The 14,788-nt window shown below is 33.3% G+C and carries 13 protein-coding genes and 1 other annotated feature; of the genes, 12 read left to right on the top strand and 1 reads right to left on the bottom strand.

All coding sequences use genetic code 11. From position 1 onward, the window contains the following. The first annotated feature begins 97 nt into the window (after positions 1-97). The 10 genes from rpmE to KQI88_RS09085 all read left to right on the top strand — a co-directional run bounded on the left by rpmE (position 98) and on the right by KQI88_RS09085 (position 11,745). The gene (gene rpmE / locus KQI88_RS09040) at positions 98-295 is read left to right on the top strand and encodes a 50S ribosomal protein L31 (RefSeq protein WP_216416435.1); all 198 of its coding nucleotides are present in this window, start codon (positions 98-100) and stop codon (positions 293-295) included. 228 nt (positions 296-523) lie between these two features. Then, positions 524-1,111 (top strand): thymidine kinase, encoded by a 588-nt coding sequence (locus KQI88_RS09045; RefSeq protein WP_212380838.1) that lies wholly within the window; start codon positions 524-526, stop codon positions 1,109-1,111. Positions 1,112-1,666: 555 nt separating this feature from the next. Then, entirely contained in the window at positions 1,667-2,440 is a 774-nt protein-coding gene (locus tag KQI88_RS09050; protein ID WP_216416437.1) for an undecaprenyl phosphate translocase family protein, read from the top strand. Positions 2,441-2,527: 87 nt separating this feature from the next. Next, positions 2,528-2,774, top strand: a binding site (T-box leader). A gap of 178 nt (positions 2,775-2,952) precedes the next feature. After that, positions 2,953-5,361, top strand: coding sequence for a leucine--tRNA ligase (leuS, locus tag KQI88_RS09055; RefSeq protein WP_216416440.1), 2,409 nt, complete (start codon positions 2,953-2,955; stop codon positions 5,359-5,361). A 103-nt stretch (positions 5,362-5,464) separates the two neighbouring features. Further along, the gene (locus KQI88_RS09060; protein ID WP_216416442.1) at positions 5,465-6,601 is read left to right on the top strand and encodes a sensor histidine kinase; all 1,137 of its coding nucleotides are present in this window, start codon (positions 5,465-5,467) and stop codon (positions 6,599-6,601) included. Continuing rightward, on the top strand, positions 6,598-7,242 hold the full coding sequence (locus KQI88_RS09065) for a response regulator transcription factor (RefSeq protein WP_216416445.1): 645 nt from the start codon (positions 6,598-6,600) through the stop codon (positions 7,240-7,242). Before KQI88_RS09060 ends, KQI88_RS09065 begins: the two co-directional genes overlap by 4 nt. Positions 7,243-7,352: 110 nt before the next feature. Continuing rightward, the gene (locus KQI88_RS09070; protein WP_216416448.1) at positions 7,353-8,303 is read left to right on the top strand and encodes a hypothetical protein; all 951 of its coding nucleotides are present in this window, start codon (positions 7,353-7,355) and stop codon (positions 8,301-8,303) included. Position 8,304: 1 nt separating this feature from the next. Then, positions 8,305-9,240, top strand: a complete 936-nt coding sequence (locus KQI88_RS09075; RefSeq protein WP_216416451.1) for an ABC transporter ATP-binding protein — start codon at positions 8,305-8,307, stop codon at positions 9,238-9,240. Between the two features lie 12 nt (positions 9,241-9,252). Then, entirely contained in the window at positions 9,253-10,578 is a 1,326-nt protein-coding gene (locus KQI88_RS09080; RefSeq protein ID WP_216416453.1) for an ABC transporter permease, read from the top strand. Then, on the top strand, positions 10,579-11,745 hold the full coding sequence (locus KQI88_RS09085) for an ABC transporter permease (protein ID WP_216416456.1): 1,167 nt from the start codon (positions 10,579-10,581) through the stop codon (positions 11,743-11,745). It begins immediately after the preceding gene. 45 nt (positions 11,746-11,790) lie between these two features. Here KQI88_RS09085 and speD read toward each other — a convergent pair whose 3' ends face one another. Beyond that, positions 11,791-12,609, bottom strand: coding sequence for an adenosylmethionine decarboxylase (gene speD, locus KQI88_RS09090; protein ID WP_216416458.1), 819 nt, complete (start codon positions 12,607-12,609; stop codon positions 11,791-11,793). 364 nt (positions 12,610-12,973) lie between these two features. On the opposite strand from speD, the gene KQI88_RS09095 reads away from it, so the two are divergent. Together KQI88_RS09095 and prmC are read left to right on the top strand one after the other, a co-directional pair. After that, positions 12,974-13,927, top strand: coding sequence for a DUF1385 domain-containing protein (locus KQI88_RS09095; RefSeq protein ID WP_216416461.1), 954 nt, complete (start codon positions 12,974-12,976; stop codon positions 13,925-13,927). Next, positions 13,921-14,787 (top strand): peptide chain release factor N(5)-glutamine methyltransferase, encoded by an 867-nt coding sequence (prmC, locus tag KQI88_RS09100; RefSeq protein WP_216416465.1) that lies wholly within the window; start codon positions 13,921-13,923, stop codon positions 14,785-14,787. The genes KQI88_RS09095 and prmC overlap by 7 nt, the downstream gene beginning before the upstream one ends. Position 14,788: the final 1 nt, after the last annotated feature.

A 14,788-nucleotide genomic window follows, 5' to 3' on the forward strand; every position in this document is an offset into this window, starting at 1 on the left:
AATGGTTTATGCTATAATGTAGTAGTTAAAATTTGCTTATAAACTAAGACTTAGTTTAGCTTTATATAGCAACTGTACGAGGAGAGAGGTGAAAGTAATGAAAAAGGATATCCATCCAGAGTATCAAGAAGTAGATGTACATTGTGCTTGTGGAAATACTTTTAAAACAGGTTCAACTAAAAAAGAGCTTAGAGTAGAAATTTGTTCACAATGCCACCCATTCTTCACAGGTAAACAGAAGAATATCGAAAAAGGTGGACGTGTTGAGAAATTCAAAAAGAAATTTGGTATGTAATATCAATCATATACGACCTCAATCAAGGTTAGAAACAACTATTCTAACCTTGATTTTTTATGTTAAAATATATAAAGTAATATCTCTGCTACCTATATAAAAGCTGAAGGTTAGTAATAAATTAAACATTTTTTTAAAGGAATATTGAAAATTTAAGTGTTATACAAATCAATGCGATAGCATTAGACGACTTTTGATTTTTCATGTTAATTAAGAGGAGATGGCGCGATGATGGATTTTATCGAATACTCCAAGAATGGTAGTATTGAAATGATTGTGGGACCTATGTATGCAGGTAAAAGTGAAGAGTTAATTAGGCGAGTCAATAGGTCTAAGATTGCTAACCTAAAGGTATTATCATTTAAACCTGCAATAGATAGCCGCTATTCTACTGAGCATATTACTTCACACAATGGAAAACAGTTGGAATGTATTTCTGTAACCAGTGCCAGTGAAGTTTTGAAATACATAGAAAGTGAAGAATTTGATGTACTTGCAATAGATGAGGTTCAATTTTTAGGAGAAGACATTGTAGATATTTGTCAAAAAGCTGCAAATATGGGTAAGAGAGTAATTTGTTCTGGTCTTGATATGGATTTTAGAGGAGAGCCGTTCCAAGTAGTACCTAGCCTAATGGCAATAGCTGAATATATAACTAAGCTTACTGCCGTATGTATGAAGTGCAAAATGCCTGCTACTAGAACTCAAAGAATTGTTAACGGACAACCAGCTAAGTATGATGATCCTATTATTATGGTGGGTGCTAAGGAAAGCTATGAAGCTAGATGTAGAGCGTGTCATGAGGTAATTAAATAGTATATCGTGAAAGCAGCTTTGCTGCTTTTTTATTATAATAAAAAAGGGGCTATTTCATTAATTTGAAATAACCCCTTCTATGTTAAATAGAACCGGAAGTAGCTGTGCCAATCCTCAGATGTTTTTGGTGGATCTTCGTTGATAATGATGATTTGCAACGCCTCCTTCTGCGATAAAAGCTGCAATAATTTTTATTACTACTCTAACAACTTCAATTATATTGTAAATTTCTACTGCTAATTTGCTACTCGTTCTGTTTTAAACAACTGCAACGGGCTAGTTGTTTAATGGGGTTGTCTTAGGATTGGTAGTGAGTTACCGGGTTCTATTTGTTATATATATACCTCCATAAAAACATTTAAAACATAAAATTCAAAATATTTTATACTTTAAATTTATATACATTTCTTCTGAAATTTGACTCGGTATATTGCATTGTATTCAATATTTAATGTATATTAAGTAGAGAAGGTGATTGTCTAATATTACATTCCATTGCAAGATAATATCGAAGTTTTATTATTAGATAGACGTATATTTTTAGGAGGCTAATTTATGAATTTGCTTATAAAAGGGATTATTTTAGGTTTTGTAATGGTAATGCCAGGTATGAGTGGAGGTACAGTTTTTCTTATTTTCGGATTGTATGAAAACATGGTAAAGGATATATTAAAACTAAATATAAAACCATATATACCATTAGCTGTAGGTATTATAGGAGGAATATTTGTTGGTGGCTTTACCTTTGCTCTGGTTTTTGAAAATTATCGTGATGCTACAGTTGCCTTTTTATTAGGATGTTTACTAGCCTCTATTAAATCCGTACTAAAGGATTGTCCTAAAATAAATGGTAGCTTTTTAGGAATGTTGATAGCTGGAGTCGTTACAGGCGCAATAATGGTTGGAGAACCACTAGGACTTGCTATGGAAACAGAGGATGTAAGTCTACTAGTGATTTTGATTGGTGGTGTATTGTCAAGTGCGGCCATGATTATTCCGGGGATTCCTGGTAGTTCTGTTTTAATTTTGATGGGCATATATGACATTATGTTATTTTCTATAAAGGAGCTGGAGATTGTAAACCTACTTGTATTTGGAACAGGTAGTTTATTAGGTATATTTTTACTATTAAATATATTGGCCAAGCTTTATGATAAATATAAAGGTATGATCTCTTACTTTTTTGCAGGATTAATAGTAGGCTCTTCTAGAGGTATTTTACCTTCTACTGTAAATCTATGGATTGTAGCATTATTTATTATTGGATTTGCTCTAGTATGGATTTGGAGTGATAAAGAAGACGGTAAAATGCTTCCTAGACAGGCTTAAATGAAAATATTTGAAATATAAACAAAAAATCCTTGCTTTTTGATGAATAATTTAGTACAATACAATACAACTTAATAGTATATTAAATAGTTTGCTATGAAGGGAAGTAGTAGGTTATTGTATCATTTTTAGAGAGTTATCGGTTGGTGGAAGATAACAATGATCTTAGCTGAACTCGTCCCAGAGCTATTAGGGCGAAATAGTAGTAGTCCTAATCGGTCAACCTCGTTACGGTTATTGAGATGATTATTTAGAGTGTCATAGATGTCTTTGTGGCAATATATTGATATGAAGATAATCAAATAGAGTGGTACCGCGGCCTTTCGCCTCTATATTATAGAGGATGAAGGGTCTTTTTTATGACCTAACCCAATTTGCGAAGCAAATTGATGGTAGGTCAAACCCAATGAGCACCAAATTTATGTGACCGAAGGGAGCAAATAAATTTGAGTTGCGAAACTGCGTAATCAATAATTTACAACAACTTAATATTAATAAAGGAGTTGAAGAAAATGAAGCAATATAATCCAAAGGATATTGAAAGCAAATGGCAAGAAATTTGGGAAGAAAAGGGAGCTTTCCATGCTTCAAATGATAAGGACAAGGAAAAGTTCTATGCTTTAATTGAGTTTCCTTATCCATCAGGCCAGGGACTACACGTAGGACATCCACGTCCATATACAGCACTTGATGTTGTTTCTAGAAAAAGAAGGCTACAAGGATATAATGTACTATATCCAATGGGATGGGATGCTTTTGGACTTCCGACAGAAAACTATGCTATCCAAAATAAAATTCATCCAAAAATAGTTACAAAAAAAAATGTTGCAAAATTTAAAGAACAGTTACAAGCTTTGGGTATGTCCTTCGACTGGTCGAGAGAAATAAACACTACAGACCCGGAATATTACAAGTGGACTCAGTGGATATTTCAAAAACTTTTTGAAAAGGGATTAGCCTATAAAAAGGAAATGTCCATCAACTGGTGCAACAGCTGTAAGGTTGGTCTTGCTAACGAGGAAGTAGTAAATGGTGGCTGCGAGAGATGTGGTGGGGAAGTAGTTAGAAAGCAGAAAAACCAATGGATGCTTAAAATTACAAAATACGCTGAAAGACTTATAAATGATTTAGATTTAGTAGATTACATCGAGAGAGTAAAAATTCAGCAGAAAAACTGGATAGGCAGATCTGAAGGTATGGAAGTTGATTTTGAGATTACTGGAGATAAAAAAATAACTGTTTATACAACAAGACCAGATACTTTATTTGGAGCTACTTATATGGTAATTTCTCCAGAACATCCATATATCGAGGAGCTAGCAGATTATATTAAAAATATGGATGATCTTCTTCATTATAGAGAAGAGGCTAGTAAAAAATCTGAATTTGAAAGAACTGAGCTTGTAAAGGATAAGACAGGGGTAAAAATTGAAGGTGTTGAAGCTATTAATCCAGCTACTGGTAAGCAAATACCTATTTTTATTTCAGATTATGTAATGATGTCTTATGGTACAGGAGCTATAATGGCTGTACCTGGGCACGATACAAGAGACTGGGAGTTTGCTAAAAAGTTTGGTCTTCCTATAGTAGAAGTAGTTGCAGGCGGTAATGTAGAAGAAGCTGCTTATACTGATACAGAGGAAGGAAAAATAGTTAACTCTGACTTTATAAACGGGTTAGAAGTAAAAGATGCTAAAGAAAAAATTAGCAAATGGTTAGAGGAAAAGGGTCTTGGAACACGGAAAGTAAACTACAAGCTTCGTGACTGGGTATTTTCACGTCAGAGATATTGGGGAGAGCCAATTCCACTAGTTTATTGTGATGAATGTGGATGGGTTCCAGTGCCAGAAAGTGAGTTACCAGTACTACTGCCAGAGGTAGAAAGCTATGAGCCTACAGATAATGGAGAGTCTCCTTTGGCTAATGTTAGAGAATGGGTTGAAACTACTTGTCCAAAATGTGGTGGCAATGCAGAAAGAGAAACTGACACAATGCCTCAATGGGCAGGTTCTTCATGGTATTTCTTAAGGTATACAGACCCACACAATAATGAAGAGCTAGCAAGTAAAGAAAACCTTGATTATTGGCTACCGATTGACTGGTATAACGGTGGTATGGAGCATACTACTCTACACTTACTATACTCAAGATTTTGGCATAAATTCCTATACGATTGTGGAGTTGTTCCTATACCAGAACCTTATGCAAAACGTACTTCCCATGGTATGATTTTAGGTGGAAATAATGAAAAAATGTCTAAATCTAGAGGAAATGTGGTTAATCCTGATGAAGTTGTTAACGAATTTGGAGCAGATACATTAAGACTTTATGAAATGTTTATTGGAGACTTTGAGAAGAGTGTACCTTGGTCGCAAAATGGAGTAAAGGGCTGTAGAAGATTTTTAGATAGAGTATGGAGATTACAAGAAGTATTAGTAGATAGCAATGATTTAACAGAAAAGCTAGAAAGTAATATTCATAAAACAATTAAAAAGGTTAGTGAAGATTATGAGCATATGAAGTTTAACACTGCTATTGCTAGCATGATGGCTCTTGTTAATGATTTCTACGACCACGGAAGTGTAACAAAGGGAGATATGAAAATCTTTTTAACACTGTTGAATCCAGTAGCACCTCATATTACAGAAGAGCTATGGGAAGAATTAGGATTCGAAGGAATGGTCTATGAAGCTACATGGCCAGTATGGGATGAAGCAAAGACTATAGACAACGTGGTAGAGATTGCTGTTCAAATTAACGGTAAGGTTAAGGGACAGATGGTAATTGCTGTTGACGCAACTGCAGATCAGCTTAAAGAGCAGTTTAGAAACGATACAAGACTTGTTGATCTACTAGAAGGCAAAACAATTGTAAAAGAAATTTATGTTCCTGGTAGAATTTATAACATTGTAGTTAAATAAGAAAATATTTTATATTTTACCTCTCTAATGATAATATATTGTTGGAGAGGTTATTTCTTATGTCTATCTAACAAGGCTATTATAGAATGGGTAGGTGCAATCTATGAAAAAAGTTATATACATTGCAAAGCCTTTACTAGCAACTATTTTATTCAGTTTGGCTCTAGCCTTTGAAAATGCTTCTAAGGAAAGAGCTATTATTTTAATGGGAATATTTATATTTTATATTTTATGGGGAATGATTAGACCGTCTTTTCAGCAGAAGTGGGCATGGATTATATTATTAGATGGTATTTTAATATTTTTATTAGAACATTACTCAAAATATTTGGTTAATTATTTCGTCCACTTTTTATATGTAGTTGTCATATTAGAGGTAGGCATTACTTTAAATAGCAGAAGATGGGGTAATACAGCTGCCATTTTCTTTTCCTTATTGTCCATGGGGAAGTTTTCCTATGCCCTTTATGTAATTCCTAATGCTAAAACTATTGCAGAATTTTCCTTTAACTTTTTAGCTCTAGCATTTATTGTTACACTTATTAACTATGGGAAATTACAATTTGAAGGAAGAACACAGCAGGAAATATTATATAAAGAGCTTCTGAGGGCTTACGATAAACTAAAGGAGTATAGCCAGATGCGAGAAGAGGCCCTTGCTTTAAAGGAAAGAAATAGAATAGCTGGAGAGCTTCATGACAGTGTAGGCCATAGCCTAACTTCATTGATTATGCAAATAGAAATGTTGGACCATCTTTATCAAAAAAATGAAGATATTTCCGATTTATTAAAAGACATTAAAAATAATGGAAGGCAAGCTTTGGTTGGAACTCGTGAAGCGGTGGCTGCGTTAAATGAACAACCTAACAAAAGTATTGAAGATATAATCAGCATGTTAAAATCTTTTCAAAAAGATACTAATGTGGAAATAGACTATAATATTCCATCGGTTTATTTGTTACCAGAAGAAGGTATTGTGCTTTATCGTGTTCTTCAAGAGGCTTTAACCAACGCCTTGCGTCATGGAAAGTGTAGTAGGATAGAAATTAAATGTGAAGTGATTAAGGGAAACTTTTATTTTTATATTGAAGATGATGGTGTGGGATCTAATAATAAAAACGGTTTTGGTCAGAGGAACATGAGGGAAAGGATAGAATCATTAGGTGGGAGCATGGAAGTTATAACTGGGCAGCCATACAAGATTAAAGGATTTTTCTGCTTAAAGGGGGAGATTACATGATACGTATAGCAATTATTGACGATCAGCCTATTGTTAGACAAGGACTAGCTATGGTATTGGGAAGTGAAAAAGATATAGAAGTGGTGGCAAAGGGTGGAGATGGTTTTGAAGCTATTGAAATTTGTAGCAAAAATTGTATTGATGTTATATTAATGGATATCAAAATGCCTAGCCTTAATGGGGTAGAAGCCACTAGAAAAATTAAGGAGCAGCATCCTAATGTTAAAATCATTATTTTAACTACATTTAATGAAGATGAGTATATTTTTGAAGCCTTAAAATATGGTGCATCTGGTTACCTATTGAAGGATGCTTTGCCCGAAAAGATTGCTGAAGCTATACGAATTGTTTATAATGGTGGAGCTCAAATTCAACCTGATGTAGCAGTAAAGGTAGTAGAAAAGTTTAAAAGCTATGGAGAAAAGCATGAAATTCAGGATAAAAGAATAGAGAATTTAACCGAGAGAGAAATTGATATTATTCGATGTGTAGGAGAGGGAAAGAGTAATAGGGAAATTGCTAAGGAGCTTTTTATTTCTGAGGGTACGGTAAAAAATCATATAACTAACATACTTAATAAGTTATCCTTAAGAGATAGGACTCAGTTAGCTATTTTTAGTATTAATAATAATTTAGTATAGACATGACTTTTGTCATGTTTTTTTTATGGAATATATATCCTTAGATAGATAGGAAAAATGCTGTACTATTCTATAATAATATTAAGATACTTATTAAGGAGGATTAGAATATGAAGAAAATAGTATTGATTCTTACTACATTATTAATATTATTAACGGGATGTAGCAGTTCTGCCTACGAAACCTATAGTAAGGCATTAGAAAAAACTGAAGGAGTATCTTCAGGAAAGACGAAAATGACTCAAGAGGCTCATGTGGAATTTAATACTGAGGGTTTAGATAAAGAGGTTTTGGAGGAGCTAAGGAAGTGGGAGGAATTTAATGTAGATATGGAATTTACCTTCGATAAGGAACAGGAAATAGGTGTTACTAATATATACGGGGAGCTTTATGATCTCGGTATTGAAGGGAAATTATATAAGCAAAAAAATAATTTGTATGTAGTAACTCCATTATTACCTAAAATATTGATATTAAAGGGTGATGATCTTCAAGGAGAAGAAATAGAAAAACTTGAAGAACAGTTTTTCATTAAAGATTTTAAAGGTTTTGAAAAGATGTGGAAGGAAGTAATAGATAGGGAAAATGTTTCTAAGCTTGGAAATATTGTTATATCTACTCCAGAAGGAGATATAAAAGCTAAAGAATTTCATATTACTCTTACAAAGGAGGACATAATGCCTCTAATGATAGAGGGTACAAAAATGTTTAATCAGACAATGATAGAGCAAATGAAAACAAATAACATTTCTATAGATCCTAAAGAAATAGAAGAACAGTGTAAAAAGGCAATAGAGGAAATAGATTTTGAGAAAATATATCATAGGGCCTACATTGATCGTGATGGATTTGTGGTAGAGGAAGAAACTCATTTAATAATTAATTTTCCTTCTACACAGGGAGGACATATTAAGAGAATTGATTTTAAAGGAAAGGTACAAAATTGGGATCTGGGTAAACAAGTAAAAGCTACAATACCAGAATTAACTGATGAAAATACCATGACTATAGAGGAGTTAAAGGAAAGTGGTTTTAACAAGAAGTTTAAAGGGGGCGCATAAAGTGATAGAGGTTAAAGAAATAAGAAAAAACTTTAAGAAAGTGGAGGCAGTTAAAGGTGTATCTTTAACTATTAATGATGGGGAAATTTTGGGTTTATTAGGACCAAATGGGGCGGGTAAATCCACTACTATTTCTATTATTTCTACCCTTTTTCCTCCTAGTTCGGGGGAAGTACTTTACGAAGGTAAGAATATATTAAAAAATCCTAGGGGCTTTAGAGAAATACTAGGTGTGGTTCCACAGGAGATAGCGCTATACCCTGAATTAACAGGCTATGAAAATTTAAGGTTTTTTGGAAAGGTTTATGGGCTTAAGGGTAAGGAGCTAGAGGAGAGAATACAAGAGGTTTTAGAGATTATAGGATTAAATGGTCGAGTGAGAGATTTGGTTAAAAACTACTCTGGGGGAATGAAAAGAAGAGTAAACATTGGCTGTGCTCTACTCCATAAACCTAAAATACTAATTATGGATGAACCTACAGTGGGTATCGATCCCCAATCAAGAAACCATATTTTAGAAACTGTCAAAAGCTTAAGAGAAGAAGGAATGACTATTATATATACTAGTCACTACATGGAAGAGGTAGAATACCTATGTGATCGTATTTATATAATGGATCACGGTGAAATTATTGCTACAGGCAGTAAAGAAGAACTTAAAGAACAGATTTCCAACGAAGAAACCATGGAAGTTATATTTGAAACTATTCAGGATGATACCATAAAAGTATTGAAAAATATAATTGGTGTCAAGGCAGTGAATATTAATGATAATGATAATAGAGTTACGTTAATTTATGAAAAGGGAATTAATATATTGCAACTAGTATTTGAAAAGGCCCAAGAGACACAGAAAAAAATCATTTCAATTCAAATAAAGACCCCTACATTAGAGGATGTTTTCTTAAAGCTAACTGGAAGAACTATAAGGGATTAGGGGGTATATTAAATGCTATTAAATTTAATAGGTAAGGATCTAAAAAGAGCCCTTAGAGATCGAAAATCACTACTAATCTTATTGTTGATGCCTGCTGTTTTAATTACTATATTAGGGTTTTCTATAGGTAGGCTTTTAGATAATGAAGATGGCTGGATGGCGCATTCGACAATAGGTATAGTCAACTTAGATAATGCACAAGAAGGTAGAGAAAAGATAATAAATACAATAAGTCAGTTGGCAGGCGAAGAAGGGTCCTTCGATATTGAAGAAATAAAGGAAAATATGAAGTCCTTTGACTTTGAAGAAATATTATTAGAAGATATATTTGGTTCAGAAACATTATCTAAGTTTTTAAGCTATGAAATATTGGGAGAGGAAGAGGCACTAAATCTATTAGAAAAAGAAGAGCTTAGTGCTGTAATCATTATTCCAGAGGATTTCACCTATTATACTATGATGAATTTAGCCTCTCCTTTCATTTATAGACAACAGATACAAGTATTAAAAAGTAAAAATAATAGTTTTACAGGAAATATTGTAGAAGAAATAATGACTGGTTTTACTAATGTGCTATCATCAGGAATAATTGCTAAAAGTAGCCTTTTTGAAATAGGGGCAGAAATGGGAATAGGAGATAAGTTGCAAACCGAGATAGGGACTTTGCTTGAAGGCATATTATCACAGTCTTCCACAATAAAACTGCAGACAGAAAATAGGAATGCAATGAAGTCGGTCAATGGAATGCAATATTATTCCGTAGGGCAAGCAATGATGTTCGTGCTTTATGTGGCGGGCTACGGTGCAAAATATGCTTTTGATGAAAAGTACTATCATACCTATGAACGACTTAGAATAAGCAATGTTACAAAGGGACAAATTTTAATGAGCAGAGGGATTACAACCTTTTTAATTGCTTTTATGCAAATAGTTATTTTAATTATATATTCGTCCCTAATTTTTAGCATCAGCTGGGGAGAGCCTTTGAATGTACTGGCTTTAACTATATCCATTGCTTTAGCGGTTGGGGGAATAAGTGCTTTTTTAACAGCTATAAATTATAAAATTGGAAATACCAAAATATCTAATATGTTTGAAAATATTATTATTATGATTTTTGCCTCCTTAGGAGGAAGTTTCTTTCCTATAAAGGGTGCGCCATTGCTTGAAAAAATAGGTTCCTTAACACCTAATGGGACTGCCATAAATGGATATATTAAGTTGATGCAAGGTTATGGGATAGGAGAGATTATTGGAAGCTTAACAGTGCTAATTAGTATTTTTATAGGCTCTTTGGTGCTAGCAGTAATAATACTAAAGCAAGGGGAGGTGGCATAGTTGTTTTCCGTATTATATTCTAAAATTATGGGATTTAAAAGAAATATGGGCTGGGTTATATTGATGACTATTTTCCCTATTGTTCTTACACTAATTTTTGGAGGAATAAACTCAGGGGGAGGAAAACAAACACTACCTATTGTTAATGAGGATAATAGTGTCTATTCTAGGCGGCTTATAGATGAAATCAAAAAGTCTAATTCTTATCGTATTAAGGAAGTAGATTCTGAGGAAGCAGAAAGATTAGTACGTGAACAGGATGTATTCTTTGCCCTAGTAGTTCCACAAGGTTTTAAGGAGGCAATTGAAGAAGGAAAAGAAGGCTCTCTTATAATTGCCAGAAGTGTGGAAACTTTAGACATTTATGGGTTGCAGGGAGTTTTAAACAGTGCAGTACAAAAAATAGCTATTCAAAGTAATATTGTTAATAAAGGGGTAGAGATCTTAAATAAGTATAATAAAGAAGAGAATGCTGCAGAACGATTTTATCAGTTGGTAGAGAGTAAATGGGAAGAGCAAAGACCTATTACTGTAAGAGCTAAAGTGTTAGGAGAAGATAATAATAAAAAAATAAATTCTACTACTTCGATTTCTGCAGGTTTTTTACTGTTCTTTTCCATGTATCCAATATTATTTTTAGTGGGAGATATTTTAGAGGATAAGAAATTATTGATATGGGATCGACTGATGATTTCTCCTGTATCGAAAATAGAAATATATGCGGCTAATCTTATTTTTGCTTTTATAATAGGAATGGCACAAATGCTAGTTTTAGTTTTGCTTAATAAGATAATATTTAAGATTACATGGACAGAAAATGTTATTGGATTTGTGTTGCTCCTAGGAGTATTTGCATTCACAGTTATAGGATTAGGCTTATTTCTAACATCCTTTCTTAAAACCTCTCAGCAACTTTCAAGTGTAGCTCCAATAGTGCTAACGAGTACCTCTATGTTAGGAGGGCTAATGTGGCCTGTAGAGATTATTACTAATAAATTACTTCTTCTTTTAGCAAGATTTACGCCTCAGTTTTGGGCTATGGATGCTATGAAAAAGCTTATAACGTATAATGCACCTACTCAAGATATACTTTTCCCTATGATGGTATTGTTTTTAATGGGGATAATTTTTATGGGAGTTGGCTTGCAGGTAACCGAAGGTAAATAGAAAGGTGGCAAGGGTAGCAAATGCTCTCTTGCCATCTTTCTATACTTATACCTTTGGTATATTCCTGCCATAGAAAATTTCATTCATTTCTTTTTTAAGCTTTTGTTTAATCTTCGTTCTTTCCCTAGACAAAAGCTCTTTTTTATTTGTACCAAACAAGTAGTTATCTAGATCGAATTTTTTAAGCATCATTTTAGTGTGGAATATATTTTCCTGATATACGTTTACGTCAATAGCTTGATAAAAATCTAAAGTATTTCGTGGTATATAATTTTGTATAGAGTTTATTTTATGATCTATATAAAATTTCTTTCCATTAACATCTCTAGTAAAGCCGCGTACTCTATAGTCTATAGTCATAATGTCGGACTCAAAGCTATGGATTAGAAAATTTAGAGCCTTTAGTGGAGAAATGCAACCACAGGTAGATACGTCTATATCTGCTCTAAAGGTGCTTATCCCATCATCTGGATGACTTTCGGGATAAGTATGGACTGTGATGTGGCTTTTATCTAAATGACCTAAGACCGAGGTAGGGATTGGCCCAGGACTTTCTTCAAATTGAGATTCATTTTTGTGAGAAGGAGTTAATTCTCCCTCGGATACCAACATAGTTACACTGGCTCCTTGAGGGTCGTAATCCTGTTTTGCTATATTTAAGATATTAGCACCTATTATTTCCGCAACTTGGGTTAATATAGAGGTCAATCTTGCAGCATTGTACTGCTCATCTATATATTCTATATATCTTTTTCTATCCTCTGGAGTTTTTGCATAACAAATATCATAAATATTAAAACTTAGGGATTTTGTAAGGTTATTAAATCCATATAGTTTTAATTTTTTTATAGTTTTTATCTCCATCCATAATTCTCCTTTTATTATATAATTAAAGCTTTGTTGAAAAATAAAATTTTTCTTAGTTAAAATATATTTTGTTTAATGTATATTAATCAATGTTGTATATGATTAATATGCACTATTTGATAGGTTTTTACCCCATCTTAATTTTAAAAAATTTTTATCTGCAACTATTTATCCTTTGTGGAAATCAAAAAGTGGGGTATAATTAAAATAGATAATAAACAACACTTGATTCAATGGAGTTTTAATATCACCTGAATCATAACCGCAGCTTGAGCACTTGAAAATTTTAAATAGATTTTAAGCGTCACAGAAGATAAAATTTTCGTTAATAACTTAATCTAAAATTGAAAGGAAGAAATCTATGAGCAAATTAAGCCATAAGGTGGCAAAGCCAACCTCTATAGGAGGCCAGGCTCTAATAGAAGGTGTTATGATGAAAGGCCCAAAGGATGTAGCAATAGCTGTTAGAACACCAGATAATCAAATAACAGTAAAAAAAGAACCCGTAACGGGTATTGTTGAAAAATATAAGTTGAATAAAGTTCCTTTTTTAAGAGGGGGTATAGCTCTTATAGATTCGATGATACTTGGAGTACGGTCGCTAAACTATGCAGCAGATATAGCTATGCCGGAAGAAGAAACTAGTGAAAAATCTAGTAAACTAGAAGGTTTTTTAGAGAGGATTTTTAAAGATAAGCTAAATGATGTATTAATCTATTTTTCAGTATTTGTGGCTCTTTTAATATCAGTTGTAACCTTTGTTTTAGGACCAACCCTGTTAACTGGAGCATTGAAAAATGTAATAACTACTACATTAGGATTAAATCTAATAGAAGGAATTTTACGTTTGAGTCTGTTTGTAGGATATATCGCTATTATTTCTAAAATGGAAGATATAAAAAGAGTTTTTCAATATCATGGGGCAGAGCATAAAACTATTTATTGCTATGAAAATGGTGAAGACCTTACTGTAGAAAATGTAAGAAAATATTCTACGCTTCACCCTAGATGCGGAACTAGCTTTCTTTTTATAGTTATGATGGTTAGTATGATATTTTTCTCCATTATTGGTTGGAGTGACCCTATTACTAGAGTTGTAAGCCGATTGATTCTATTGCCTGTAGTAGCTGGAATTTCCTACGAAATTATTAGAATTGCTGGTAAAAGCCAATCTGCACTTATGTCTATAGTAAGTTACCCAGGAATGATGATGCAAAAATTAACAACTATAGAACCAGATGATGGCCAGATTGAAGTAGCTATAGAAGCTCTTAAAAATGTTTTAGTAGAAGATGAGGATGCGGCATTATGGTAAGTATCGGACAACTGCTAAGGGAAGGGACAGAAAAGTTACAGATAGCAGATATAAGTACACCTAGGCTAGATGCAGAGGTTTTGCTTTATGATTTATTAGATGTAGAGAGGATTTATCTGCATATGTATCCTGAAAGGGAAGTTTCTAAGAAAGTCCAAGAAAGCTTCTGGTGTCGAATAGAAAAAAGAACTAATCATATGCCTATTCAATATATTGTAAACAAACAGGAGTTTATGGGCTTAGATTTTAAGGTAGAAGAAGGAGTATTAATCCCTAGGGGAGATACGGAGATTTTAGTTGAAAAGGTAATAAATATTTATGAGAATAATTATTCGCCTAATAAGGTGAAAATAATGGATATAGGAACTGGGAGCGGTGCTATTGTAGTTAGTTTGGCTAAGTATATTAATAATTCTTTGCTAACTGCAATAGATATTTCGCCTAAGGCTTTGGACGTTGCAAAGAAAAATGCTAGTGCACACTGTGTAGAAAATAGAATTACATTTCTTGAAGGAAGTTTATTTAGTCCAATCCATGGGAAAGATGAATATAAAACCTATGATTTTATAATATCTAATCCCCCATATATTCCTAGATCTGTAGTAGAAACCCTGCACCCAGGAGTAAAAGATTATGAGCCACGTTTAGCCTTAGATGGCGGAGAGGATGGACTAGACTTTTATAGGGAAATTACTATAGCTGCTAAGGATTATTTAAAAGATGAAGGCTGGCTATTGTTTGAAATTGGCCATGATCAAGGAGAATCTGTTTGCAGGCTTTTAAATATCAATGGGTTTAGGAAGGTTGAAGTATTAAAGGATTTGGCAGGATTCGACCGTGTAGTGTTAGGGAAAAAATAGT

It is taken from the genome of Alkaliphilus flagellatus (assembly GCF_018919215.1).
Classification (GTDB): domain Bacteria; phylum Bacillota; class Clostridia; order Peptostreptococcales; family Natronincolaceae; genus Alkaliphilus_B; species Alkaliphilus_B flagellatus.

Excerpts from the sequence above, each read along its gene's own strand:
- KQI88_RS09060 (WP_216416442.1), top strand. The coding sequence starts at position 5,465 with ATGAAAAAAGTTATATACATTGCAAAGCCTTTACTAGCAACTATTTTA.
- KQI88_RS09065 (WP_216416445.1), top strand. The coding sequence starts at position 6,598 with ATGATACGTATAGCAATTATTGACGATCAGCCTATTGTTAGACAAGGA.
- leuS (WP_216416440.1), top strand. The coding sequence starts at position 2,953 with ATGAAGCAATATAATCCAAAGGATATTGAAAGCAAATGGCAAGAAATT.
- KQI88_RS09095 (WP_216416461.1), top strand. The coding sequence starts at position 12,974 with ATGAGCAAATTAAGCCATAAGGTGGCAAAGCCAACCTCTATAGGAGGC.
- rpmE (WP_216416435.1), top strand. The coding sequence starts at position 98 with ATGAAAAAGGATATCCATCCAGAGTATCAAGAAGTAGATGTACATTGT.
- KQI88_RS09070 (WP_216416448.1), top strand. The coding sequence starts at position 7,353 with ATGAAGAAAATAGTATTGATTCTTACTACATTATTAATATTATTAACG.
- prmC (WP_216416465.1), top strand. The coding sequence starts at position 13,921 with ATGGTAAGTATCGGACAACTGCTAAGGGAAGGGACAGAAAAGTTACAG.
- KQI88_RS09045 (WP_212380838.1), top strand. The coding sequence starts at position 524 with ATGATGGATTTTATCGAATACTCCAAGAATGGTAGTATTGAAATGATT.
- KQI88_RS09080 (WP_216416453.1), top strand. The coding sequence starts at position 9,253 with ATGCTATTAAATTTAATAGGTAAGGATCTAAAAAGAGCCCTTAGAGAT.
- speD (WP_216416458.1), bottom strand. The coding sequence starts at position 12,609 with ATGGAGATAAAAACTATAAAAAAATTAAAACTATATGGATTTAATAAC.
- KQI88_RS09050 (WP_216416437.1), top strand. The coding sequence starts at position 1,667 with ATGAATTTGCTTATAAAAGGGATTATTTTAGGTTTTGTAATGGTAATG.